This is a genomic window from Oceanisphaera ostreae (assembly GCF_042676125.1).
Taxonomy (GTDB): Bacteria; Pseudomonadota; Gammaproteobacteria; order Enterobacterales; family Aeromonadaceae; genus Oceanimonas; species Oceanimonas ostreae.
Genome location: NZ_JBHTJS010000063.1, coordinates 16,114 through 42,202, shown reverse-complemented (window position 1 = coordinate 42,202; position 26,089 = coordinate 16,114). Strand labels below are relative to the sequence as shown.

Sequence of the window (26,089 nt, the reverse complement as noted above, 5' to 3'; positions counted from 1 at the left end):
CCCGCGAGAACAGCAAACGGATGCAGAAATAACAAAATAAATTTGTTCGTCTACTTTTTTGGGCACAGCCACTGCCGCAACCCTAACACTATTGTCACGGCTCACCCTGTAAGCCTGCCAATAGGCCACTGCGCCGTTCTACCCGCTTTTGTATGGCTTGTTCAAATACCTGATCTCGGCTTTCAATCACGCTAAAATAATGCCGAGCACGAGTAATACCGGTATAGAGCAGCTCTTTGGTGAGCACCGGATTCAAACTATCGGGCAAGATAAGAGCGGTGTGGGCAAACTCCGAGCCCTGAGACTTGTGTACCGTCATGGCAAACACGGTTTCTATGGCGCTTAATCGACTGGGCAGCACAAATTTCAGCTCACCGGAGCCATCGTTACGCGCAAAAGCAACCCGTAACACGCTGCGCCCTGGTTCATCTGGCAAGCGCAGCGCGATACCGATATCCCCATTCATCAGCCCTAAGCTGTAATCATTACGCGTCACCAGTACCGGTCGGCCTTCATACCAGCCTTGGTCTGCAGGCAATAAGCCACGCTTATGCAGCAAGGTCGCAATGCGCTCATTCAGCCCCTCCACCCCCCACGGTCCTTTGCGTACCGCGCACAGTAAACGAAATTCATCAAAGGCGGCCAGCACTTGCCCCGCCCACAGGCTCCAAGCCGGATCGTCCGCTTCACAGCGGACTGGTGGGCGTGCTTGTTGCAACAGCTCGAGGTAATGGCCGTAGCCCTGCGCTTCGCCCCAGCCTTTTAACAGCAGCTTGTCTAGCGCCTTATATTGCTCATTACGCAGCTTTAGCCGATGCAAGTCGGTGCGGCCTTCGGTAAGAATACGCCGCGCCAGCGCCGCATCTTGATCATTAACCGCCAATGCCAGCTGGCCGATGCCAGAATGACTGCCAAAACGACGAGAATAGCGCAGCATCAGGGTGCGCTGCGCTAAGGGATGCTCGGCACTGGTGCCCGGTTGCAAGGCCGGATGCGCCAAGGCTTCGCCACTCACCTGCTCTAACCACTCGCGTAGCGCCGGATCGTAGCGCCCTATTTCGGCATCGCGACATAAATCACCCAATAAAGCGCCCGCCTCAACCGAGGCTAATTGATCTTTATCACCCAGCAAAATCAAGCGTGCATGTACCGGCAAGGCCGCTAACAAAGACGCCATCATTTCTAGATCGATCATCGAGGCTTCATCCACCACCAGCACATCCAGTGGCAATAAATTACCCGCGTGATGACGAAAATGCCGACTATTGGGCAAGCTGCCTAACAACCGATGCAAGGTAGTCACTTCGCTAGGAATGGTCGCGCGCACCGCGTCACTCACCGGAAGCGAGGCCACCTGTGCACCAATGGATTCGGTGAGTCGCGCCGCCGCCTTGCCGGTGGGGGCCGCCAGCCGAATGCGCAGCGTCTGTGCCCCCGCCGACTGCTGCAACAGCGCCAGCAAACGTACCACTGTGGTGGTTTTACCGGTACCCGGCCCGCCGGTAATCAAGCTGAAATTGCCGCGCACCGCCAGCGCACACGCCAGCTTTTGCCAATCGGTTTGCCGCACACCATCCACCACTAACGGCTCAGGAAATAGCTGCTCTAATTGCTCGCTAAGCTGTGCGGGTAAGTCGGGTACCAGCACCATTCGGCTGCTTAACGCCTGCGCCACCGACTGTTCATAACGCCAGTAGCGGCGTAAATACAGCCGTTGCTCATCCAGCACTAAAGGCGTGGTTTGGTCACCCTGTGCCGTGGCAACTAACGGGCTGGCTTGCAACTGTTGGCACCAGTCAGCCAACGTGACTTGGGCTAATAGCTGGGACGGCAGCACGGTAATACCGGCTTCGTCACCCTCTGGCGGCAGTGATAACGCAAAGTCAGGGCTCGCTAAGGTAGCCTCTAAATCTAAACACACATGGCCATGGCCCAGTTGATGGCTGGCCAAGGCGGTGGCCAATAATAATAGCGGCTCGGCATGGGGGTCTAACTCGGCAAAAAATCCGGCTAAGGCACTATCAAGCGCCCGCAGCCAGCCTTTTTCTACCCAAGCATCGAGTAGTGTAAACATCTGCGTGGTGCCGTGCTGCGGCTCAGCAATAACAACTTCAGGCTCAAGCATCTGGTGCCTCCTTATAAGACTCGCCACTAAAAAGAGCATCCAGGGTTTCAATCAGTTTTCTGGGTGGCCGTTCGTGATACATAGCTTGAGGGTGGCGTACAAATAAATACAGCGCGCCTCCCATGTGGGTGTCGTAGTCATAATCGGGTAAACGCAGCTTAAGCTGGCGATGCAGTGCCAGTAAATAAAGCACATATTGCAGATCGTAACGGTGCTTGATTATCTGCTCAATCATGGCGGCTTGGGTATAGTCTGCGTCGTCGGCACCTAACCAATTAGACTTGTAATCCACCACAAAATAACGGCCTTGGTGTTCAAACACTAAATCGATAAAACCTTTGAACATACCGTTTAAGGTATCTGGAAGTAACTCGGCCCTCGGGTGCCCTGGCAATATCGCAGCCTGCACCAAACCGTCGAGTTTGCGCACATCGACCTTAGTCACTTCTAGCCAAAATTCCAGCTCGGGCTGATAGGTGGTCAGCTCGGATAGGCTCACCGGCGTGATCGTTTCGTCGGCACTCTCTCCCTCAACCTCAATATCACTATCTAGGGCCGAAGCAGTGCCCGTGGCCAACAGCGGCGTATGCAGTAACTGCCCAAGCCACTGGGTTAACGGCTCGGTCCATTCCGTCAAACCGCGCAGCTGACAACGGCGCGCCAGTTGCTCGGTTAATGCTTGAGACTCAATATTAAAGCCTTCTGCCGCAGCCAGCTCGAGCAGGCCGTGCAAGAAGGTACCCGGATTAGGCCCTCGCGGAAAACGGTGCAGCGTGGGCATGTCGTTAACCCCGCTATTCGTGAGTACTGGCATTAACACCGACTCTTGATCATCATCCGATACCGTAGCGGCTGCCGCACTTTCTGGTGCGCTATCTTCATAACGCGCTGGCACCCGCTCTGGCGAACTCAAGGCCCCGGTGCGCAACGCACTATATGAGGCAATCCACCAATGTTCGGCGGCGCGACGCTTAGGCGTGCGCCAGCTAGGTTCCGCTTGCGCTGGCGTTAAATCTTGCAACACCTGTCCCTTGGGTGTGGGGGCGGGAGTAATGGCCGTCTCACCCGATATTGCCAGTGGCATTAACCAGTCTTTTAATGCCTCGCTGTTGGGCAACGCCGCCCCACCACCCAGTAATTGACCGATGGCCGAGTGATGCAATATTGACTCTTTGCCTCGGCTCTTGGTGTCGGCCATGCCCAGCCAGCAAGCGTGACGCGCCCGTGTTAGCGCCACATACAGCAACCGCATGTCTTCCGCCAACCGTTCTTGCTCGGCTTGCTCAAACTGACTGTCATCGGGGGAAAGTACTAAACGGCGTTGCCCTGCTATGTGCACCCTAACCGGCTCGTTTTTACTAAGCGCACGATACGAGCAAATAAAGGGTAAGAATACCAGCGGATATTCCAGCCCCTTAGACTTGTGAATGGTCACGACTCGTACTAATGCGGCATCACTTTCTAGCCGTAATACCTGTTCATCAGCGGTGTCATTATTGCCGACTAACCGTTCAGATAGATAACGAGTTAGCGCCTGCTCACCATCAAGGTTGACGGCGGCTTGCTGCATTAGCTCGGCTAAATGCAAGATATTGGTGAGCGCACGCTCGCCATCGGTGCGTTGCATCAGCCGACCGGGAAGGCGAAAGTCGTGTAACAACTGGTGCACCATGGGCAGCACCCCTTGCCGACGCCAGCGGCCACGATAATCGCGAAATTGCATCACGCGGCGCTCCCAGCTGCGTTCATCCTGATTAAGCTGCTCTAGCTCATACAAGGTTAAACCCAGCGTGCGGCTCGCTAATGCTGCGCGCAGTAATCGGTCTTGCTCCGGCTCTGCACACGCGCGCAGCCACAACAGTAAATCCTGCGCTTCTTGGCTACTAAAAATAGAGTCTTTATCGGATAAATAGACGCTGCGCACACCGAGTGCCGCCAACTCACTGCGTATAGCCTGCGCCTCAGTAAAGTTACGCACTAATACCGCAATATCGCTGGGTTGCAATGGCGTAAAAGTACCGGTTTTTGCCTCGCTAAAACCGGCCCGCCTTTGCTGCCCCAAATTAAGCAGCTCGGTAATTTCGCTGGCGGCACTGGCGGCCATTTGCGCCCGATACTCTTTTCCTGAGACCGGCTCATCCTGCGCTAATTGCCAAAGTGTGAGCGCGGGTTGTGCCGCTAAAGGTGGATGTTCTGTGCGGCTCTCGCTGTCAGGTGTTCTGCTGACCACCCATTGTTCTTTGCGGCCTTGGGCATTCACCGGCATAAAAGGCAGCGGGTTGTCGTCCTCTTCGCGAAACAAAAAGGCGCCGTGCCCTTGCTCTCGTTGTTCGGCCAGCAAAAAAAGTCGGTTAACGGCATTCACCATAGCGGTGGCGGAGCGAAAGTTAGTGTCTAAGCTTTCATGGCGGCCACTGGTGGCCTGACGCGCGCTCAAGTAGGTATGAATATCGGCACCGCGAAACGCATAAATAGCCTGCTTGGGATCGCCGATTAAAAACAGACCCGTGTCGGGTGAGTTATCAGCCAGTCGATAAATGCGGTCAAAAATGCGGTACTGCAGCGGGTCCGTATCTTGAAACTCATCTATCATCGCCACCGGAAATTGATGGCGAATTACCTCGGCTAAACGATCGCCGTTATCGCCTTGCAGCGCATCGTCGAGGCGCGATAGCATGTCATCGAAACCCATTTCGGCGCGGCGGCGTTTTTCTTCATCGAAACGCTGGCTCACCCAAGCCGCGGCATGACGACGAGCCGTCTCAAACGGCACGGCCAATGCCGCCAGCTCGGCGGGTAAGGACTCCATGGCAATAAAAGCGGGGTGCGAAGGCGCAGTACCCTCTTTCCAAGCTTCTATAATGCCCTCGCTGGTGAGGCGAGTCTTGGCCGCATCGGTGAGCGCAAGTTCTACCTCATCACTGTTAAGCCAAGCGCGGATCACGGCCAGCCAACCGTCGGTGCGCTTGGCTTGCAACCATTTGCCATGCACCTGTTTTTTGGCGATGCCGGTATGCAAAATGCCAGCAATCTCATCCAACCAGCCATGCCAAGGCGCTTTTAGTGCGGCTAAATCTTGCTCTTTTTGCTGTAGGCTGTCGGCCAATAGCTCGGCTAACGGCTGCTCTACTTTACCGGTTTCTTGCAGTAACGGCTGTATGGCCTTAAGCAAGTGGTCGGGCGTTTTCCAGTGTTCGATAACCCACGCCAGCGCCTCTCCGTTAAGCGGATAGCATTGCTGACGCCAATAATCTCGCACTACCAGCGCTTTCAGCTCGTTGTGATCCGTTTGCAGGGTTTGGGTAAACAAGCTGCCACTATCAAAGGCGTGCTCACGCAGCATGCGCTGGCACCAGCCATGAATGGTCGACACCGCCGCCTCATCCATCCACTGAGCGGCAATATCGAGTCGGCGAGCACAGGCGGGCCACAGATCTTCAGCAAAGTCGGCCTTAAATTCGGTGAGCAAGCTATCGCCTTTGGCTTCATTACGAAATACTTGCGCCGCCTCCACTAATCGCGCTCGAATGCGGTCTCTTAGCTCCCGGGTTGCGGCATCGGTAAAGGTCACTACTAGTATTTCCGGTGGTAATAGCTCACGGCCAAAGGCCGCATCACCACCATGGCCGAGCACTAAGCGCAAATACAGTGCCGAAATGGTAAAGGTTTTACCGGTGCCGGCACTGGCTTCTATCAGACGGCTGCCACTCAGTATAAAACGCAGCGCCAGCGGGCGAGAAGATACCTGGGGGCAAGGAAATGAGGCGCTCATGCTTTTTTCTCCGCAGCAAGAATGGTGGGCTGGTGCTTAAATAACGGCCGATACAGCCGCTCGCTCCAGCTGGCAAATTCGCCACTGGCCGTTAGACAGCTAAAGGTGGGGTATTGGCGAGATAAAGCGGCATTTTGCAGGCACTCTCCCACGCCAAAATAGTCATCACCCTCGTATTTGGTGCGCGCCTTGCCTTCATCTGCTTTATCTAACCAGACCATAGCGGTATTTAAGGCCACCGGCAGCGGTGACTCTAAACCCGCACGCCAAGCACTCAGCCACTCACGCAAAATGTCACGCGCCTCATCTTGCTCAAGCGGGCCAAATTCCAAGGTGGCATCTTCACCCACTAACCAAGTGCTCAGCTCAATGCCCGATGCCGCCGCCACCACCTGCGCGACAAAAGGCCGCAATAAGCGGTGCCACTTAAAGACTTTTTTATTCAGTAAGTTGCCCGGTTGCAGTTCGAGACGGGCCAGCAGTGTCTGGTGCTGATGCAGCCCTCCCAGCCAGCCTTGCAGCTCAATTCCGCCATGGGAGAAGCGCAGCGGCAAGGGAGACGTTAATGGCGTTGGCCACAGCGCGCATAACAGGTGATAGCGCTGCAATTGCTCGGGGAGCGGTGCTAGTAGCTTGGCTTGCTGTTGTGTGCCAAAACCGGCTAAAGGCAACAATCCTTGGCCGCTTTGTTGAGTGGCGGCCTGTGCCAGCAGGGTGTCGGCATCATCAAGCGAGCCACTAGCGCGCTCCAGCAGTTGTTGCTTTAGTTGATAGATTTGTAAACCGTCTAGACTGAACGGCTCTTCGTCCAATTGAGGCGAGGCATCTTCCCCCAAATACACCTTGAGTCGTTGGGTAAAGAAGTGCCCTACCGGATCGCGCAAGAAGTTTTGCAGCTGCTCCAAAGAGCGCTCTAATGGGGGGCCGTCATCGCTCACTAAAGGAGGTAAAGCAGCCTCTTGTTGCACATTAACGTGACTGTGCAGTCCTGCCCACTCTCGGGCATAGCTGTACAGTGGCCCTTGGTCGATAAAGTATTGTCGACTAAAAGGCTGCAGCGGATGCTCGGTGGTAATAGCCTGCAACACGCTGCTTTCACGATAACCGCCTTCATTGCTTTCGGCATCATCCGTATGCCAGCGCCAACCGGCAGCGAGGTGATCTCGAAGTTGGCCCACCAATACCGACGGCGGGCGTTCGCTGTTATCACGAATACTGCGCCCTACCCAGCTGATATACAGCCGATCGCGTGCTGATAACAACGCTTCTAACAATAAGTAACGGTCATCCTCGCGGCGCGAGCGGTCTCCTGGCCGATAGTCATTGGCCATTAAGTCAAAGTCGAGGGCGGTGACGGTACGCGGATAATCACCGTCATTCATGCCAAGCAAACACACCAAGCGAAACGGAATAGCGCGCATCGGCATTAGGGTACAAAAATTGACCGCACCGGCCATAAAGCGCTGACTTAGATTGCCCTGATCGAGCGCTCCGAGCCACGCTTCGCGCACCACATTAAGCGGCAATTCTTCTTCAAGCTCGACACCGCTACATAGCTGCTGCCACTCTTCTAGCGCCTCTATGATGTTTGTCAGTAGGGTCTGGTCACGGTCACTACTGGGTAAGAAAAAATCATTCAGCAAGCCATGCAGAGCCTGCCCCCAGCCTGCGGGCAATTTAAGTTGTGATAATTGCTCATGCCAGGTATCTAGCGCGTCAAGTAACCGCACTAGCGGGCCAATTAAAGCGGCATCTAAACCGCCAATTTCATCATAAGGCTCAATGCCAAAAAACGCATCGCCACTGCCTACGACGTAACCCAGCAGCATACGGCGCAGGCCAAAGCGCCAGGTGTTTTGTTCCATATCGGCGGGCAGCCCTAACGCCGCACGGCGTTTGGCATCCAGCCCCCAGCGAATTCCTGCACCTTCTATCCAACGGTGCAGGGTGGGCACATCGGTCTCATTAATACCAAAGCGATCGCGCAGGGCCGGCACTTCTAGCAGATCCAACACTTCACTCACGGTTTGCCGATTATCCGGCAAGCGCAGTAATTGCTCGAGGGCGATTAATAAGGGATCGGTGCCGCGACTGCCCTGATCGGCCAAAGTAAAGGGAATATAGCGATCGTCTTCTCGATGATACTGGCCGAATACCGCTTCTATATGCGGGGCATACACATTAACGTCGGGTACCATCACGATAATATCGCGCGGGCGCAGAGTAGGATCGGTGCTGAAATATTCCAGCAGTTGATCGTGCAAAACTTCAACTTCTCGCTGGGCACTGTGGGCAATATGAAAGCGTATAGAAGCCGAATCATCATTGAGCGCGGGCCACAAGGCGCGGGTTTCATCTAACGGGCGCAAATTGAGCATGTCATCTTGCAATTGCCCCAATAAATGCTGGATGTCGCCTTCGCCAAAAATATCAATGCGACTGCCCATGGCAGCGAAGCGGTCGCGATAATGCTCGGGCTCATCAATGCTGTCGAGTAAGTTAATGTAATCTCGGCCTTGCTTACCCCACGCCGCTAATAAGGGATGCGCGTGCTGATGCAGATCATTGTCGGTTAATACTTGAGGCTGACCGGATTTGCGGGCATGGCGACGATATTGATGCCGCAGCAAATCCTGATCCGGCACTATGTCGCCCCAATGGTGTTGGCAAGGGTTGTGTACACACAATAGCACCTGGCTAAATCGCGCCAAGGCCGCCAAGGCTTCTAGGGTTTGCGCCGGTAAAGACGAAATGCCAAAGATAATCACCCGCCGAGGCAAGCCTGCGGGCACAGAGTCGGCTTCACGCAGGTGCGCCACAAAACGCGGATGCACGCCCGCGCGGCTGCCGGCTAATTGATCATGTCCCACGTCATCCAGCAAGGCACGCCATAACGCCGGCTGCCACAAGACAGCGGGATCCAGCGCCACAGCCCCCCGTCGGGTACTGATGATACGATCTCGCCCAGCAGCCCATTCCGCCAGCCAGTCGGCGCGATACACCTGATATTGGTCGAACAAATCGGCTAGTCGTTCGGCCAACTGATACCGCTTGCGACAATCTTCATCCTGTTGCAAGAAACGACTTAATGGGGCAAAACGCTCATCTGCCAGCAAATTAGGTAATAAACGCATTAAACGCCAGGTTAGTGGTGCTTTATCCAGCGGTGAAAGCTTAGGAATACTGTCACTGCCCAATACGCCACGATAGGTTTGCCACAAAAATCGTGCCGGTAAATCAACTTGCATGGCCGCCGCAATGCCGCCGCTACGATGCTCGGCCAACGCCAGTTTCACCCACTGAGCAATACCGTTGCTTTGTACTAGTATTACTTCATTCTCTAATGGTGCCAGTGGGTTGCGGCGCATCCAAGCCACCGCCAACTCTCTGAGTTCTTCTAAATGGTTTCCGTGTACCACCATTAGTCCCGGCGTTAGCGCAGTATTATCGTGCATGTATATCCCTTATTATTGCCCCACTCGCCCTATGATAACGTCAAACTTAACCATAGGGACTAATTTAGAGCCCATAGCAGTTAACTAAAACACCAAGCCGCCTTGGTTAAAGAGGCGGCTTGGTGTTTAGACTCGTTTTGTGGCTGGTGCTGTCGCGACCGATTATGGTCGAGAATCGGCACCCAGATCCATAGACTGCTCTGGGGGAATGCGGGCGAAGCTGACCGGCATCTTGCGTAAGCTGTCTTTGCCGCGAGCGGTTAAATCAGACATAAAATGAAATTGCTGCCGCGGATCCATGGGGTAGGCTTTAATCCGATAATGAGTGCCCCAGGGTTGTTCTTCTAATAACACCACCACTGGGCGGCTAAGCTTAAGGTAGGGGCTAGATAAGGCAACGTCTTCCAGCACGCGGCGTACTGCGGATGCATCGTGATCAGGCGTCAGATAAAAGCTGACCACGCACATCAAGCTGGCGCCACCATTATTGGCATTATGAATAAGGCCGGTCCACAGCTTAAGGTGCGGAATAAAAATAACGGTGTCATTCGGAGTGACTATTTCTACCACCCGCATGCCAATACGCCGCACTTCACCATATTGCCCTTCCACCTCTATCCAGTCTCCTGGCCGATAGGGCATTTCGTAGGCGGCCACTATGCCGGCGATAAGGCTACTCACGTAGTCTTTTAGCGCAAAGCCAATCGCCAACCCCGTCACACTCAATATAGCCACGGTGTTTTGTACGGTCAGCTCAATAAACAGCGGTACTATCCATATGATGGCGCTAATAATCACCACTATACGAATGGTAGGGATCAGGGCCAGCACAAATAATCGACGACTACTGTGCAGCCGATTAGCTACCCAAGGCAAGAGCTTCTGGCTCAGCCACACTAATAATATCGCTATTAGCACCACTGCGATGGCTTCAAGCACTATCCCGGTGGTAATGTCCCTAAACAAGTTAATAAAACGTTTTGGCTCCATACTCACCGCCCGTTAAAAGTCGTCCAATAAATAATCTCGACTAGCAAGAAAGTCGCGTGTGATCAAATACCCAAGCACATTCAAACGCCAAAACTCCCCTTCTCGTTCAACCACACCAAATTGCTCTAATCGCAATAACTGTACGTTTAGCTCGTCAGGAGCCATGGACGACAGCACTTCTTGAATGAGTTCGCCACTTAGGCCGCGATGTAATAACAAGGTATATAGAATAAATGCGGTGTTATCGTCGGCTTCAATCGGCAGTGAGGGCTGCAGCTGTTCTTTGCTTTTTTTGCATGCCCATAGTGCCAAGGCCGTACCGATATTACCTCTGGATTCTCCAGCTAATTGTTCCAGCTGTTTATTAGCCCCTTTGATACCCAACTGCATTAACAAGTCAGGCTCTGCTGGGGCAAAGCTGTATACTCTGGGCAAGTTAAGCGGCCAAGTACGGCGTAAAAAGGCAAAGGTCCAACTGTTGCACACGATCAGCCCTTGCCCAAAGTCCCCTTGCAGCAATCTTGGTAGCAGCACGCGAATAAAACGCAAGCCATCGACACTGCGTAGTAGAAAGCGCGCCAGATCTTCAATCAACCAGGGTGAGTGATGAAGCTCTTGTTGTTGCCACCATTCATCAACTGACACCTCTCGTATTTGAGCCATGCTAGGTGGCGTCAGTAACGCCCACCCTTGTTGCCAAGTCCAGTCTCGAGCAATAACCGCGGTGCCGCTGAACGGCGGATCAAGCAAAAAAGTAACATCTGGCTTTGCGTCCGTCACCCAGTCTGCCAGTTGATGCTGCAAAGCGCATACCGCAGCACTACGGTCAAAGTTGAGATAATCGGCAAGCTCAATATTCACATCTTTTTCTACTTCATCACCATCGTCGATATTAAAGGTACGCAATATTCGACGCCAAAGTAGCTGAATGCGAGTCAGGGTGGGAGGTGATGGACACTGGTACTCTTCGGCTAGCATCAATTGCCAGTGGTTTTTGTCGGTCATCCCATCTCCTTATCAATGCCTATATTAGCCTTGCTGTAACAAGGTAAGACTGATCCAGTCTCTAGGGCCTGTTGACCTTTCGCGGTTAAGTTTGGTTCGAGTTAAACATGAAAGGTCAACAGACCCTAGTATAGTTGCACCTGCTCGCTATTCTGTCGAGTTTGCGCATAGGCTTAATAATGCAGTCTGTTAGCTACTTTTGCTAAGCAACGGAGTTTTAAATTAAAAAAGCGCCACAGAACATTAATCCTGTGGCGCTCAACAACATGACATCGAGTTTAAAACTAATAACTTATAATCACAGTGGCACTTGAAAATAATCCTGAGCAAACAAGCCAACTAAAAATACGTAAATATCTAAACTGGACAATTAACAGCACTAGCCGCCAGCATAAGACTAAAAACCTTAACGCGGAATTTTAATTTAAAGTTAATAACTCTACACGGCTAGCTTTAGCTTTACACGCTGACACCGCTCACCACTTAAAACAGCCGATTAAAAATATATTATTATAACAACAATTAATAATAAGCCCGAATGAAATTAACATTCAGGCTCACAATCTACTTAAGCGCAGCACTTCTTATATTTAATACCGCTACCACAAGGGCAAGGGTCATTACGCTCAGGTTTTTTCTCTACCTGCAAAGGAGTATTTTTATTCAGTAATGTCGTGAGCTCGGCAATTGACTCCATTGCATCAGGCTCAGCATTAACTTGTATGTTGGCATAAATATTTGCTTCTTTTACCACCGCAGCGATTTCTTGGCGTCGTTCTTCATTGGTAACAACTAAACTAAGCGGATTTTTTTGACTACCGAGTTTATGTATCGCTTTCGTTTGATAGCCATAGCTAATGTGGCTTTGGCGCAAGGGCTTGCGGCCCTTGAAGAAGAACTTGTCTGACATTGGTTTATCCTTACGGCTTAAAAGGACAGGGCTGCACTCAGCAACAAGCTGGCCACTGGCTCAATGATTGGTGTCTTGCTCTTCGCAAATGACACTTCTCAATAGGGTTAAAATTGCTTTAATAGCTGTTCGTTATAATCATTAACGTTTAAGATAACGTTATGTTGCTCAGCCAAGTTACTTAACTCGGCTTCCTTTACTGCTAATTCATCCATAATAATAGTGTTATCGTCTAGCTTCCATAATAAACGAGAGCCAGAGTAGCTATAGTGCAAGGCAAGAATAGCATCTGCATTACCTTGTTTAGCGGCGGCTTCTAGCTTACGCATTTTACGCGTAATTTTATTAAGCGACTGCTTTAACAACCATACATAATACACTTCTGTTAAATAGGGGTGGTGGCGATTTTTGTTTAATAAAAAACCAACTAATGCTGCACTCACCAATACGCCTATTGCATTCCAATGGAAATGACTACCACTGGGATCAGGGAATAATGTAATTAATAATCGCGAAAGTAATAAACTGCATATTGCCAAAGATAAAGCACAACCTATAAGCACCCTGTTAAAATGTTTACGATAACGCGTTTTATCTATTTCTATTAACTTCATAGCACACTTTACGGATAAAATAATTGTCATTATAACTGAAATGGCCTCTTGCCACCATGTATTTGTAATGATGATAAACTGACCATTCACTGCTAAAAGTCGGTGGGCAGTTCTGTTAAAGTTGGTGTTACTCAGTATCTTATCAAGCGAATTTTCTCTATGGCTCAAGAAAAAGTAGTGCAAAATGAGGCGGAACAAGAAAAGGTTGCCATTTTTGTTGATGTGCAAAATGTGTATTACACGTGTCGGCAAGCACTGGGCCGTAATTTTGACTATAACGCTTTTTGGGCTCAGACGACGGCCAATCGCGAAGTCGTTGCCGCTTACGCCTATGCCATTGATCGCGGAGACGAAAAACAGCGGCAGTTTCAGAATATTTTGCGGGCTATCGGCTTTGATATAAAGCTAAAACCGTTTATTCAGCGTGGAGATGGCTCGGCCAAAGGCGACTGGGACGTGGGGATCACCATCGATATGCTAGAGTGCGCGGCCATTGCCGATACCTTGATACTGGTTTCTGGCGACGGAGACTTTGCTATTTTAGCCGACAAGCTTCGCCAGCATTACGCTAAACGTGTAGAAGTATATGGCGCCCCTGCCCTTACCGCCAAAGCTCTAATGGATGCCGCCAGCGACTTTATCGCCATCGATAGCCAGCTGTTACTCTAAGGTCGTGAGACGTTAAATTTCAGTGAGGAGTGAAGGAAAATAAAGATAGAGTCGAAAAACGTTTTATTTATAAGGCCTTACTAAAAATAGCAGCCAAGCCGCCCTTAGCGCTAGATTTGGTTCTTACCAATCCGGAAAACTAACTGATCAGATTTTTATGTCTTCTGTAGATACTCTGTTGGGTACGTTAGTTTTATAGGTTGGTCTCTTTTAGGCCGTGCCAGCATTATTGTGCGAATGAATTCGCCCCTACAAAAAACAAGGAGCCATCCTGATCGTAGATACTCTGTTGGGTGTCAAGGTCTCACGTTAGTTTTGTAGGTTGGTCTCTTTTAGGCCGTGCCAGCATTATTGTGCGAATGAATTCGCCCCTACAAAAAACAAGGAGCCATTCTGATCGTAGGGTCGATTTCAATCGACCAAAAACCATAGCACGGCCTAAAGAGGTCGAATACTCCTTGCCTAAATAAGGCGACCCTACGCTCGGGGTCGGTTGGTATTTACCATTTGTTTTGTGCTTTTACTTGGATAAATATTAGCTCTTAAAGCTGACCTTTGTACCTCTAGCGCTCAACTTCAAAACAGATCACATACTTACTTAGATTGGTATTACCAATAAAAATATTTTGCCACTTTTCGCTCTTATCTCAGCTTAATTTTTCCGTGGATTCCGTGGATTCCGTTGCGAGAGGCCTTTAGTCGTATTACTTAAGCTGGAAGTTAGATACAAAAAAACCGCCCGAAGGCGGTTTTTTTTCTGCATTTTTTCGCTATTAAACGCGAACAAAATCCAGGTGAGCCAGTTTAGGCTTGAACGGGTGACGCTGTACGTCTTTTACTTTTACGCTCACTTCTTTGCCATCAATGACCAGAGTCAGCACTTCGCTGTAAAAAGCATCATCAGCTTGAGCGATGATTAATTTTTTATGATCCAGAGCAATGGCAACTGGCTCTTGGCCTGCACCGTAAACAATAGCAGGTGTTTTGTCTTCATGACGCAGGCGGCGGCTCGCACCTTTCCCCAGGTCTGAACGAACTTCAGTTTCGAATACGAATGACATAATTTTCTCTCTATAAGGTTAGTGGCAAACGATGCGACCGGCATTTGCCTGTAAAAATCGCGCGGATAATAACACGCACCCAAGGTGACAACAAGATAAAGCGACGATGTCCCTAGCGCCTCGGCTCTTATAGGCCACTTATCTGCTGCAAAATACGTTTATCCGATATCGGATAAGGTGTGCCTAATGTTTGAGCAAAATAGGATACCCGCAGCTCTTCTATCATCCAGCGGATATCAGCCACCTCTGGCTGCAGAGGCTTACCCTTAGGCTGCTTGTTCAGCAACTGTTTATAATTTTGTTGCACCTGCTGAATTTTTAACAGATGAACGCGATCGCGCTGCGGATCGATAGGCAATTTATCTAACCGCCGTGACAAGGCGACTAAGTAGCGACTCATGTCGAGCAATCGTTCGCCGCCCGTGGCCGTAACAAACCCTCGAAACACCAAACTATCCAGTTGCGCCTGAATATCCGACATTGCCATGGCCTGCGACAAATCTATTTTGCCCTTCAGTCGTTTCTTTACCGCATGTGCTTGGCTGAGCACTTCTTCTACCTGTAGAGCAATGGTGGCCACGGTTTGATTCAGCTCACCGGCTACCTGGTCTTTAAGCTGCTCAAAGTCGGCAGGTGTCCACGCTGGCGCACCGTGTTTGCGCATCAAGGTATGCACACCGGCTTGAATACAGTCATCCACCAAGTCCAGCACCTTACCGTAGGGATTAAAATACAGCCCCAGCTTGGCCTTGTTGGGCAGCTTTTCGTGCAAATACTTAATGGGTGACGGTAACTGCAACAACAATAATCGACTTTGTCCTTGCCACATGGTCTGCGCCTGGCTCACTTCATCTTCACATAAAGTAAGTGCCACACTATTACCCTTATCGGCAATGGCTGGATAGGCCTTTACTTCAAAACCGGCTCGCTTGGCGGCGTAGGTTTTAGGAATGGTTCGCTCAGGGAAATGCTGTAACTCTTCTTGTTCAAACCGGTCGTCATCTACCGCTTGAGTAAGTGCGGTTTGCACTTGACCCTGTAGTGATAGCTTGATCGCGTCCAAGTCTCGCCCGGCCGCCAATGTTTTGCCGTTAGCGTCTAGCACACAAAAGCGCATCAGCAAGTGAATGGGCAGCGCCTGCCAGTTCCACTCTTCCCGCGGTACGGTCACACCCGTCATACGGCGCAGGTGTTTTTCAACTTGCTCCAACAGCTCACCGTCAAGCGGGGTGGCCGCGGCCAACACCGCTTCGGCAAAGTTAGGCGCTGGCACAAAGTGCTTGCGCAGGGGTTTAGGTAACGACTTGATAAGGCTAATAACCAGCTCGCGGCGCAACCCCGGCACCTGCCATGCAAATGGCGCGGCCGTTACCTGATTTAATAACGGCAGCGGGATCTGTACCGTCACCCCGTCTTCTTCTAACCCGGGCTCAAATTGATAATCCAGCACCAAGTTCAAACCGTCGTGCTGCCAGGCGTCGGGGTAGTCTTGCGTAGTCACTTTATCGGCCCGCTCGTTAAGCAGCATTTCTTGCGTAAAGTGCAACCGTTCGGGCCGTTCGGCGTGTGCTAGCTGCCACCAGTTGTCAAAATGGCGAATAGAGACGATATCGGCGGGCAAGCGCTCGTCATAAAAGCTAAACAGGGTTTCGTCGTCAATCACTAAGTCACGTCGGCGCGATTTATGCTCTAGGGCTTCGGCTTGATCGAGCAAGGCGCGATTATGGTGGAAAAACTCATGGCGGGTTTGCAGCTCCCCTTCCACCAGTGCTTGGCGAATAAACAACTCACGACATAGTGTCGGGTCTACTTCGCTGTAATTAACGCGGCGGCGCACCACTACCGGCAAGCCAAATAAGCTCTGACTTAAATAGCCCATGACCGCGCCTTGGCGCTTAGACCAATACGGCTCGCTGTAGCTGGACTTTAACAAATGCGCGGCAGCGCGCTCTATCCAGTCCAGCTCTACGCGCGCGGCGGTACGCCCATAAAGACGATGAGTTTCGGTGAGCTCGGCCACCATCAGCCAGCGCGGCGGCTTTTTCGCCAATGATGAACCCGGCACTAATACGAAACGCGCATTACGGGCACCTAAAATGTCTTTTTTATCGCCATCGCGCGTACCCACTTGGCTTAACATGCCACTGAGCAGTGCCTGGTGCAGACTATTATAATCCGCAGGCTCGCTATTAAGAGCAAAACCCAGCTCACGCACCACAAGCCTCAATTGGCTATAAATATCCTGCCACTCGCGCACTCTTAGGTAGTTTAAAAACTCCTTCATGCACTGCTTGCGAAACTGATTGCCGCTTAGGGCTTTCTGTTGCTCTTTTAAATAGTCCCACAAATTGATGTAGGCCATAAAATCTGAATCTGTATCAGCAAAACGACGATGCATCTCGCCCGCCGCTTGTTGTTTATCTTGGGGGCGTTCTCGCGGGTCTTGAATACTGAGGGCGGCGGCAATCACCATCACCTCGGTCACACAACCGTGATCTCGCGCCGCCAGCACCATACGGGCCAGCCTTGGGTCGACGGGCAAGCGCGCTAAATCTTGGCCAAGCGGCGTTAAGGTTAAATCACCCTGATCGCCCAACACGGCGTCTAATTCTTCAAGCAGGCGAATACCGTCACTGATGTGCTTGCGCTCGGGAGCTTCCACAAAAGGAAAGCCAGAAATGTCACCCAAACCCAATGACAGCATCTGCAAAATAACCGAGGCCAAGTTGGTGCGTAATATTTCTGGATCGGTAAATTCCGGACGATTCATAAAATCGTCTTCACCATACAGACGAATACAAATACCCGCCTCTACTCGACCACAACGGCCCATTCGCTGGTTGGCGCTAGCCTGAGAAATAGGCTCAATGGGCAATCGTTGCACCTTGGTGCGATAAGAATAACGGCTAATGCGGGCGGTGCCGGGATCAATTACATAGCGAATGCCGGGTACGGTCAGCGACGTTTCCGCCACGTTGGTGGCCAACACAATGCGCCGCCCGGTGTGGGATTGAAAAATACGGTTTTGCTCGGCATTAGACAGCCGAGAATACAGGGGCACCACTTCGGTGTGGCGCAGCTCTAATTTATTGAGCGCATCGGCAGTATCGCGAATTTCTCGCTCACCATTCATAAAAATAAGAATGTCGCCCGGCCCTTCATGAGTCAGCTCGGTAACCGCATCAAAAATGCCCTGCAGCTGATCACGGTCACGATTATCGTCTACTAAAGGGCGATAGCGCAGCTCTACCGGATAGGTTCGGCCCGACACCGTAATAATAGGGGCCTGATTAAAGTGCTGAGAAAAACGCTCGGGATCGATAGTAGCCGAGGTAATAATAATTTTAAGATCGGGCCGCTTCGGCAGTAACTGCTTTAGATATCCCATAATGAAGTCGATATTCAGGCTTCGCTCATGGGCTTCATCAATAATAATGATGTCGTATTGGCGTAGCATGCGGTCTTGCTGAATTTCGGCCAGCAGCATGCCATCGGTCATCAGCTTAACTTGAGTGTAGTCACTGATCTGGTCGTTAAAACGTATTTTGTAACCTACGCGCTGGCCAAGCTCACATTCAAGCTCTTGTGCCAGCCGGGCCGCTACGCTGCGTGCCGCCAGCCGCCGCGGCTGAGTGTGGCCGATAGTGCCATCAATACCAAATCCCAGCTCTAAACACATTTTTGGGATCTGCGTGGTCTTACCCGAACCCGTTTCGCCGGCAATAATCACCACCTGATGATCACGAATGGCGGCTTTAATAACGTCGCGTTTGTCGCTTACCGGCAATTGCGGCGGATAATGAATAGGATGAGCCAGCAGCGCTTGGCGGCGACTGCGCTCGGCCATGGACGTGGCCATTTGCAGCGCTATCTTCTCTAGCACTGCTTGTTGTTTGGCTGCGGGCAATTTTGCCACGCCTTGCAAACGCCGACGAAAACGCCCACGTTCGGCTCTCCGGCATTCCTTCAGCCTTGTCTGCAACTGTTCAACCGACTGCGCCAAACCCAACCCCACCTATTCGATAAAAACTGGCGCGCAGTTTATCAGAAATGCTCCACAATAGGAGCCACAAGGCGATTCTGTTGAGGCTTGCTTTATAAACTGGCGACCGGTTTCTATCAGAAATGCATCACAATGGGATCCACAAGGCGATTCCGTTGAGGCTTGCTTTATAAACTGGCGACCGGTTTTTATCAGAAATGCACCACAATGGGAGCCGCAAGGCGATGCAGTTGAGGCTTGCTTTATACACTGACCACCGCTTTTTTGTTTATCTCACCTTTATTTCCTAGGAAACTGACGCAGCGACCGTGCTCGCCTCAAGTTAAGCCTTAAATCCGTTGTAATCTTCATATTGGAGGTGCTTTTACCACCAATAAAACTGACTCCAAGTACAGCTTATAGTTACAACCGTCATTAAGCGACCAAATGTGACTCAACCTCCCTTAAACAGCTCCTTTCAACCCCAAGCATCTCACAGCCCATCACTAACACATCAAGACATTGATTTTAAAGTGAAAATAAAAACACCAAAGTGAAAATATCAATAATATAACAGCGAAATAGCACGGTAACGGAAAGCATCATTGACAAAAATAAGCGTTACAGACAAAAAAAGCACCCTAACGCACTTAAATTACAAATAGAGATTGAAAAGGGACCAGTGGTGACGTATATTATGAACACAGACCATTGTTGAGGAAGGTTAAAAATGAAAGAATTAATTATTACTATCATTTTTACAGTCGGCGCCACTTTAGTCGCCATATCTGCACCTTCCTTGGCACAGATGTAAATGAGCCCGGGAAGACAGGACTGTAACAAAGAAAATAATAACGATAATAAAAAATCGTAAAGTGAAGATAAAAACAGTTTCACAACAAAAAGGCGCCCTAGGGCGCCTTTTTGTGTTGTAGCTTATGTATCTACCCGTTAATAAGGCGCTACGCTCAGGTTGCTACCCGAGCCGACTAAACGTACTCGCTGTCCTGGCTGCCAGTCACGATCGGCCTTTTGCACCACAATTAAGTTTTCACCGCTGTCGGTGCGTACTTCAATCTCAACGGCTTTAACTTGGTTCACCTTATCTTCGGTTCTAGAGCCAATCATCGAGCCGGCAATGGCGCCCACCGCTGTCGCTAATACTTGGCCTGTGCCGCCACCAACCTGGTGGCCCAAAATACCGCCCACGGCACCGCCACCCAGAGTTCCTATTAAGTTAGGGTTTTCGTCCCCGGCCTGGATGAGTACCGGTCGCACAGTACTCACTGTACCGTAAGTAACACTTTGTGCTTGTTTGGCGGCACCGCTGCCGTACACATCACCCGAGTAAACATCAGGATTAGCACAGCCAGCCAGACCCAATACAGCCACCATGGTCACTGTTGATAATAGTTTAAGTTTCATATTGTAATCCCCATCAGGTGCTATCTTGTGATGTCATTGAACAATACTAATACTACCATAAAGCGATGAGCCTAGCGCCTGAGCAGTATAGCCGCCTAGGATCTGTTATACCAATCTGGAAACTAACTGGTCAGATTTTTATGTCTTTCGTAGGGCCGATTTCAATCGACCAAAAACCATAGCACGGCCTCAAGAGGTCGAATACTCCTTGCCTAAATAAGGCGACCCTACGCTCGGGGTGGGTTGGTATTAGAAGAAACTAAGCGACAGGATCAACAAGGGCCGACACTAGGCCAGCCCTTGTTGTTAATAAGCAGGATAATAAACAATGATACGGGGAGTTAAATAGTGGTGCCCACTGGCTTGTCGGTCAACAGACGCATCATTAATAACCACAGTCCCCAGCCCGCTACCAGCAAAATAACGAACAAGAACAGCCCTGACTGGAATTTTTCCAACATCAGGCCCGCTACCATAGGGCCAGTCAAAGACCCAATACTGTAAACAAACATCAGCTTTTGCGTCATTTTTACCAAAGCACGTCCGTTCATTTTGCCACAGGCATACGCCATGGTCGTCGGGTATAGGGTAAATCCACCTGCACCCAACAATGCAAAGGCCAGCAACATAACGCCCTTGCCATCATATTCCCAAAGCAATAAGCAACCGGCGCCTATCATTACCGTTTGCACCGCCATCATGGTTCTTTTGCCCACTTTATCGGCCAAACTACCATTAGGCAGCTGAAATGCCATGCCACATAAAATAAGCCACGCCATATAAAGGCCTATTTCATCACCCAGAGCCAACTGTTCAAGTTGAATCGGCATCAACGCAGACAAGGTACCTAACAACATACCCGCCACCAGACACCCTACCAACCCCAAAGCCCGCTCGGAACGAGGCGGCTTACCGCTCGCACCATTGCTCTCGGCTTCATTTTCCAAGTCGGGTCGTTTGGCCCAAAGCAATGGCACTACAGACAAAATACATAAGCTGCTCGCCAACCAAAAACCTAGCATGCCCGACAGCGGTATCCAGTCGATAAATAACTGACTAATGCCATAACTGAAGTAGTACACCAGCATATAACGTGCCATTGAACGAGTACGTTGATGCAAAGGCGCCACACCCAACACCCAGCTTTCAACTGCCACAAAGCCAATAGCGGCCGCCATGCCCGCTAATACCCGCAGCGCTAGCCATACCGGTAACAGGCTGGTCCAGGTTAACGCCAAAGCAGCGAGGGCTAGCGCAAGACAGCAAAATACCAGCGCCTGCACATGTCCTAACCGCTGAATAAATTTATCAGCAAAAAAGCTCGCACCCAGCATACCCAGATAAAAAGCCGAGCCTACCAGGCCAATTTGTGCCGCAGGCGCTCCCTGTGCATTCAAATACACGGCAACCAGAGTCAGCAAAAAAGCATTACCCAAGGTAAGCAATGTTAGATGAAGATAAAGGGGTATTAAGTGCATGACGCCTCCGAGTTTTGAGGCGCGCATTCTAGGAAGGAGACAGAGTTAAGTACAACGAGAAAAATTTAACACTGCCTGCAATTTTTTTGCTGTTTAACTAATGTTAACCGATAACTGCCAGATAATGCCCTGTCCCACGGTTAAAGCACTCAGCATTAACAAGGCCGCAACGGCAACAACCGGCGGCTTAGTTTGTTCTTTTCGCAACAGGGGTAATAACCAAATAATTCCCCCCAGTAAAATGGCGGCGCACATCTGACCAAACGGCGTAATTAAGCGACTCGTATCAAGCAAGGTGTGCGGATCACTTTGTATCCACAACGTCTGCGCCAACAAAAGCAACAGCCAGCCGATGGCAAAGCCAATGCCCACCAACGGCAACAAGAGATTAAACGCCTGCAGGCGATGCTTAGCACGCACCATAATTAAATGGGTAAATACGCAGCCTCCGGCACCGGCCATCAATAGCGCGCCAGCACCCTCGCGCAGCAACAAAGCCACGCCATAACACAGCGCCAGCCCCAAGGCAGGCCAATGCCAGCTTAGAGGCAGGCTGCGCTTACCTTGTAAGCGGGACTGATATAGAGCCGCGCTTAAGCCTGCAATTAAGGTCGCCCCACCCAGCCACAACATAAAGTTGGGCACATTGGCTTCTACCGACAGCATTAACGCCAAGCCAAATACCGCCCACACCGAGATCAAGCCATCACTAATGCGTCGTCGCTGACCTGGGCATAAATCGCCATTGCGTAATATCCACAGCAATAATCCCAAGGCCGCAATTGCGGTTAATACGAGGGGCGCAAACAGTCGCGCCGCCATGTGTTCTGTCATTTCTTTCTCTCCAAAAATAAGTAGATTTCGGTGAAGGGTAAAGGGTGAAGTGTTTTGTTATATCGACCTCTTCACTCTTTAGCGCTCACCCTTCACTCTTCACGGGGGGCGTATATTAAAAGCCCTAGCGCTGTCGGCGGGCGTTAGCGACCATGCGGGCAAACATGCGCCTTAACTCTATCGGCACTCTTTTCACACCTTGTAGCTCAATGGCTTCTATAACCGCCAAGGCCATGCCCGGTTTACTCCGTCGACTAAGGGCGCGCTCTATAATACGGCTGGGTGGCGTGTGCTTGTCATAAATTTGAGCTTCTTGGCGAAACACCGACTCTAAGCCATTATCATATAAGTAATGTTCAATATCGATTCGTGGCAACACCGTAAGATGGTCTTCCTCTCGCTCGCCTCGCAGTAAGCTGCGTACCCCTTGCGCATATTTTTGCCCCGCGCCATCGCCGTCAGTTAGCAGATGCCAACCAATACCGAAATCGCGCGCCACTTTAATCAACGGGCTATGGCCACACTGAGCAAACTCGATAATGCGGATCCCTTCTGCTGGCAGCACATAACCACAAATTCGCGCCAGTTCATTCAATAACCAAATTTCGGTTTCCCCTTCCACCAGCAACCAATAGCGAGCAAACAACGACATGGGCCGGTTAATGCGCACATGAAACGCGATGCGGCGCATGTCTTCGCCATTGTATTTTTCGTTACCGATTTGAAAGCTTTTAGTCTCGTCTTTTAGGCGTACTAAGCGACGTAAATGATGCAGAGGAAACGCCGACAGTAAATCTCCCGAGTTGGTAGTTACCAGCTTTTGACCCGGAAATCGGTCTAAAATGCCCCAGGTAATGGCCAGCATAGTGGGATGCAGGCGGCTTTCGGGATCTTCTATCAGCAGCAAGGGTCTCGCGCCCTTCTCTATTGGTCGCCCCCCTCTCGCCTGCAAAATGGTATGTGCGATAGCAGACAGTGCCACAGACAAGTCACTTTCTTCCCCTTTGGGCTGCCAACTATTGAACTTACCCAACTGGCTTAGAGTAACGGGGTGAATAGCAATATCACGGGCGCGTCTGGGGGCTCGGCTGGTCGCGCCTTGTGGCGTAAAGTAGTGCTCAAGCAATTGGCGTACCGCATCAAGGCCCGCCTTAATGTCTTGTTTAGTTAACTCGTCTTCTGCTGCTAATTGTTCACTCAGCTGGGTTAACAGTTGATCATAATCGCCGTTTAAATTAACAATCGGTAAATCTTGAGGTGTGCCTCGCGAGTCACGCAAGCGAAACACCGGGTTCATTTCAATTAGCTGATGCACTAAATGCTGTGCACCGTCTAACTCCAGCGGTACGCCGGCCCCATTAATAAAGCCGTGCTCACTGATAATATCTTGGCCGCGGCGCTGGGCCAGCGCCCGGTAGTACACTCGATGAAAGCCGTCTTTATGCTTAACCCACACCGGCTCGAGGCGTGCTAATCGAGAAGAGTGCTCGCTGATGCCGGGGCGATGTTCGCGATAGGTCAGCACAATTTGCAGTTCATCAACCAGCTCATCTGAGTCGGTACGATAAAAGTCTTCGTCCACAAACTGATAGCAACAGCCGCCCTGCCCCATTAAACGCCATAAGGCACGAAATAAGCTGGTTTTTCCCCAAGCATTTTCTCCCATCAGCGCCGTGCTCTGGTTTAGGGATAGCGACAGCTGATTAAGGCCCATAAAGTTACGGATTTGAATATGCTCAAGAAACATCGGTAGTCCTTGGTAAGTTTGTCATGCCGACAGACGGCCAGTCGTTCACCGCGCTGTGCTTAACTCACTGTTAATTACGATAGAGCACTTTAATCAAATGATAGCCAAAGCGGCTTTTAACCGGACCTTGAATTGTCAGTTCTGGTCCAGAAAACACCGCTTTATCTACCGATCCAACCATATCGCCTTTCTTAAACTCGCCCAAGTCACCGCCTCGCTTACCTGAGGGGCAAGTAGAGTGCTTTTTTGCCAACTTGTGAAAGTCAGCCCCATCGGCAAGTTGTTTTTTTAGCGCCAGACATTCGGCTTCGGTTTTTACCAAAATATGTAAGGCACAGGCACGCTTGGCCATAAACACATCCACTTATTAGAAATCAAGCAGTAAGTGTGCCAAAAAGTAGGGAGAAGAGAAAGCAGTAAGCTATACGTTAAAGACCAAGCCGTGAAGGGTAAAGGGTGAAGGGTGAAGCGTGAAGGGAATAAAAAATCCCCCGCTAGCTAATAGCGGGGGATTTAAATGCTTACGGTGCCTTATACTGCGGGAGTACGGTAGTTAATTTATGCACTCCTCGCTTTTTTAAGCGACGGCGAGCGCGACCGTTTCGGCATTGGTTTGTACTAATTCATCGTGCAACGACACTATGGCTTGTTCATAGTATTCATCATCAACAATAAATTGCATTTCTACTGCTCGCAATGACTGATGCACGGCGCGTACCGGCACTTGAGCCTTATTGAGGGCGACGACAGAGCGCGCCAGCAAACCAGGAATACTCATGTCGCTGCCCACAGCCGACACCACAGATACTTTATGGGTATTAATATCGGCATTTTCAAAGCGACGCTGCAAGGCGCTTACCAAGGTACGCACGGTTTTACGGTTGCCAGAAATATAATAAGTCAGCGTGTTGGCATTCATGTCTTTAGACACTAAGTTCAAACGCATGCCGTCCAGCTCATCGGTAAAGCACTCGGCATAATGAGACACGCGGCCCACCATGTCTTGGTCAAATAGCTCCACCGCAAAAATATTACGACGCCCTGCGACCATCTCTACACAAGGTGACGGGCTGCGATAATCGGTCGTAATCAAGGTACCTTCGTGATTGGGCTCAAAGGTGTTACGTACCCGCAGTGGAATATCTTGCTGACGCAAGCCCTTCGCCGCTTGAGGGTGAATCGCTTCCATACCTAAGTTAGACAGTTGGTCGGTCACATCGTAGTTAGTACGACCAATAGGAATAACTTGGTCTTGACCCGCTAAACGTGGATCGGCACTACTGAGGTGAAATTCTTTGTGGATAATCGCTTCGCGTGCACCACTTAACACCGCTAATCGGCTAAAAGTCATTTCGCTGTAACCACGATCGAAACGACTCATTAGACCTTCTTTACAATGAGCATAACCGGTTACTACCGGTAACTGGCTTGATAAATCAAAGCGTGCCATGGCTTGCTCTAGCACTTCATCTAACGGCAGTGCCTCATCGGTGCGCCAGCCCGTTAAGTCCATTAATACCGCATTGACGCCACTTTGACGTAAATACAGCACCATGTTGTGGGCACTGTGGGCCTCCCCCATCGCGGCCAGCAGTTCACGGATAGTTTGCAGCTGTTCGGCCAACTGAAACTGACCAAAAGCGCACACTTGGCGCAAGTGATGCAAACAATCACGAATACCGGCGATGCGGTCTTGCAGAAATGAGTCTGCCAACGCTCGCTCAGGAGTGCGGCCAAACATATCTTCGTTAATTTGTGCCATGCGGTTGCATACGTTATCTAGGGTTTGCTCCCATGCACTGTCATCTTCGGCATCTGCATAGGTGGCATATACTCCTGGCGCACCGGTACGTTTGCATTCCAACAGGCCATCGGTAACACCACCAAAGGCCGATACCACGAGCATACGCTGATAATATTGTTCGGGAGTACGGTTATGTAGCACGACATTATCGCGTACCGCCTCATACTGACTCATTGAGGTACCGCCAATCTTTTCTACTGTGTGTGACACTATAATTC

At 50.6% G+C, this 26,089-nt stretch carries 16 protein-coding genes; 1 reads left to right on the top strand and 15 read right to left on the bottom strand.

From position 1 onward, the window contains the following. Positions 1–94: 94 nt before the first annotated feature. The 7 genes from recD to ACFQ1C_RS15650 form a co-directional block, all read right to left on the bottom strand. Positions 95–2,125, bottom strand: coding sequence for an exodeoxyribonuclease V subunit alpha (gene recD / locus ACFQ1C_RS15680; protein WP_379559615.1), 2,031 nt, complete (start codon positions 2,123–2,125; stop codon positions 95–97). Further along, the gene (recB, locus tag ACFQ1C_RS15675) at positions 2,118–5,897 is read right to left on the bottom strand and encodes an exodeoxyribonuclease V subunit beta (RefSeq protein ID WP_379559614.1); all 3,780 of its coding nucleotides are present in this window, start codon (positions 5,895–5,897) and stop codon (positions 2,118–2,120) included. Before recB ends, recD begins: the two co-directional genes overlap by 8 nt. Further along, on the bottom strand, positions 5,894–9,352 hold the full coding sequence (gene recC, locus ACFQ1C_RS15670; protein WP_379559613.1) for an exodeoxyribonuclease V subunit gamma: 3,459 nt from the start codon (positions 9,350–9,352) through the stop codon (positions 5,894–5,896). The genes recB and recC overlap by 4 nt, the downstream gene beginning before the upstream one ends. Positions 9,353–9,514: 162 nt before the next feature. Then, entirely contained in the window at positions 9,515–10,342 is an 828-nt protein-coding gene (locus tag ACFQ1C_RS15665; RefSeq protein ID WP_379559612.1) for a mechanosensitive ion channel family protein, read from the bottom strand. 12 nt (positions 10,343–10,354) lie between these two features. Then, positions 10,355–11,347 carry a hypothetical protein gene (locus ACFQ1C_RS15660; protein ID WP_379559611.1) on the bottom strand — a complete coding sequence of 331 codons (993 nt, stop codon included), beginning with the start codon at positions 11,345–11,347 and terminating at the stop codon, positions 10,355–10,357. Between the two features lie 568 nt (positions 11,348–11,915). Further along, positions 11,916–12,257: a PBPRA1643 family SWIM/SEC-C metal-binding motif protein gene (locus ACFQ1C_RS15655; RefSeq protein ID WP_379559610.1), complete on the bottom strand. Its 342-nt coding sequence runs from the start codon at positions 12,255–12,257 to the stop codon at positions 11,916–11,918. A 107-nt stretch (positions 12,258–12,364) separates the two neighbouring features. After that, positions 12,365–12,871 (bottom strand): DUF3087 domain-containing protein, encoded by a 507-nt coding sequence (locus ACFQ1C_RS15650; RefSeq protein WP_379559609.1) that lies wholly within the window; start codon positions 12,869–12,871, stop codon positions 12,365–12,367. Positions 12,872–13,030: 159 nt separating this feature from the next. Here ACFQ1C_RS15650 and ACFQ1C_RS15645 point away from each other — a divergent pair, with 159 nt between their 5' ends. Continuing rightward, positions 13,031–13,540 carry a LabA-like NYN domain-containing protein gene (locus ACFQ1C_RS15645; protein ID WP_379559608.1) on the top strand — a complete coding sequence of 170 codons (510 nt, stop codon included), beginning with the start codon at positions 13,031–13,033 and terminating at the stop codon, positions 13,538–13,540. Between the two features lie 773 nt (positions 13,541–14,313). On the opposite strand, the gene rplY is transcribed toward ACFQ1C_RS15645, so the two are convergent. The 8 genes from rplY to ACFQ1C_RS15605 form a co-directional block, all read right to left on the bottom strand. Next, entirely contained in the window at positions 14,314–14,601 is a 288-nt protein-coding gene (rplY, locus tag ACFQ1C_RS15640) for a 50S ribosomal protein L25 (protein WP_379559607.1), read from the bottom strand. A gap of 127 nt (positions 14,602–14,728) precedes the next feature. Continuing rightward, positions 14,729–18,604: an ATP-dependent RNA helicase HrpA gene (hrpA, locus tag ACFQ1C_RS15635; RefSeq protein WP_379559606.1), complete on the bottom strand. Its 3,876-nt coding sequence runs from the start codon at positions 18,602–18,604 to the stop codon at positions 14,729–14,731. A 930-nt stretch (positions 18,605–19,534) separates the two neighbouring features. Beyond that, the gene (locus tag ACFQ1C_RS15630; protein ID WP_379559605.1) at positions 19,535–20,008 is read right to left on the bottom strand and encodes an outer membrane lipoprotein; all 474 of its coding nucleotides are present in this window, start codon (positions 20,006–20,008) and stop codon (positions 19,535–19,537) included. Positions 20,009–20,349: 341 nt separating this feature from the next. Continuing rightward, positions 20,350–21,486 carry an MFS transporter gene (locus ACFQ1C_RS15625; RefSeq protein WP_379559604.1) on the bottom strand — a complete coding sequence of 379 codons (1,137 nt, stop codon included), beginning with the start codon at positions 21,484–21,486 and terminating at the stop codon, positions 20,350–20,352. 93 nt (positions 21,487–21,579) lie between these two features. Further along, positions 21,580–22,320, bottom strand: a complete 741-nt coding sequence (locus tag ACFQ1C_RS15620; protein ID WP_379559603.1) for a hypothetical protein — start codon at positions 22,318–22,320, stop codon at positions 21,580–21,582. 124 nt (positions 22,321–22,444) lie between these two features. Then, the gene (locus tag ACFQ1C_RS15615) at positions 22,445–24,067 is read right to left on the bottom strand and encodes a DUF2813 domain-containing protein (protein WP_379559602.1); all 1,623 of its coding nucleotides are present in this window, start codon (positions 24,065–24,067) and stop codon (positions 22,445–22,447) included. A 70-nt stretch (positions 24,068–24,137) separates the two neighbouring features. Then, a complete protein-coding gene (gene ppiC, locus ACFQ1C_RS15610) occupies positions 24,138–24,419 on the bottom strand; it encodes a peptidylprolyl isomerase PpiC (protein WP_379559601.1) in 282 nt (93 codons plus the stop codon). A 225-nt stretch (positions 24,420–24,644) separates the two neighbouring features. After that, positions 24,645–26,081: an aspartate kinase gene (locus ACFQ1C_RS15605; protein ID WP_379559600.1), complete on the bottom strand. Its 1,437-nt coding sequence runs from the start codon at positions 26,079–26,081 to the stop codon at positions 24,645–24,647. Positions 26,082–26,089 lie beyond the last annotated feature (8 nt).

Excerpts from the sequence above, each read along its gene's own strand:
- ACFQ1C_RS15650 (WP_379559609.1), bottom strand. The coding sequence starts at position 12,871 with ATGAAGTTAATAGAAATAGATAAAACGCGTTATCGTAAACATTTTAAC.
- ACFQ1C_RS15665 (WP_379559612.1), bottom strand. The coding sequence starts at position 10,342 with ATGGAGCCAAAACGTTTTATTAACTTGTTTAGGGACATTACCACCGGG.
- ppiC (WP_379559601.1), bottom strand. The coding sequence starts at position 24,419 with ATGGCCAAGCGTGCCTGTGCCTTACATATTTTGGTAAAAACCGAAGCC.
- ACFQ1C_RS15625 (WP_379559604.1), bottom strand. The coding sequence starts at position 21,486 with ATGCACTTAATACCCCTTTATCTTCATCTAACATTGCTTACCTTGGGT.
- recC (WP_379559613.1), bottom strand. The coding sequence starts at position 9,352 with ATGCACGATAATACTGCGCTAACGCCGGGACTAATGGTGGTACACGGA.
- ACFQ1C_RS15660 (WP_379559611.1), bottom strand. The coding sequence starts at position 11,347 with ATGACCGACAAAAACCACTGGCAATTGATGCTAGCCGAAGAGTACCAG.
- recD (WP_379559615.1), bottom strand. The coding sequence starts at position 2,125 with ATGCTTGAGCCTGAAGTTGTTATTGCTGAGCCGCAGCACGGCACCACG.
- rplY (WP_379559607.1), bottom strand. The coding sequence starts at position 14,601 with ATGTCATTCGTATTCGAAACTGAAGTTCGTTCAGACCTGGGGAAAGGT.
- ACFQ1C_RS15615 (WP_379559602.1), bottom strand. The coding sequence starts at position 24,067 with ATGTTTCTTGAGCATATTCAAATCCGTAACTTTATGGGCCTTAATCAG.
- ACFQ1C_RS15655 (WP_379559610.1), bottom strand. The coding sequence starts at position 12,257 with ATGTCAGACAAGTTCTTCTTCAAGGGCCGCAAGCCCTTGCGCCAAAGC.
- ACFQ1C_RS15630 (WP_379559605.1), bottom strand. The coding sequence starts at position 20,008 with ATGAAACTTAAACTATTATCAACAGTGACCATGGTGGCTGTATTGGGT.
- recB (WP_379559614.1), bottom strand. The coding sequence starts at position 5,897 with ATGAGCGCCTCATTTCCTTGCCCCCAGGTATCTTCTCGCCCGCTGGCG.
- ACFQ1C_RS15620 (WP_379559603.1), bottom strand. The coding sequence starts at position 22,320 with ATGACAGAACACATGGCGGCGCGACTGTTTGCGCCCCTCGTATTAACC.
- ACFQ1C_RS15645 (WP_379559608.1), top strand. The coding sequence starts at position 13,031 with ATGGCTCAAGAAAAAGTAGTGCAAAATGAGGCGGAACAAGAAAAGGTT.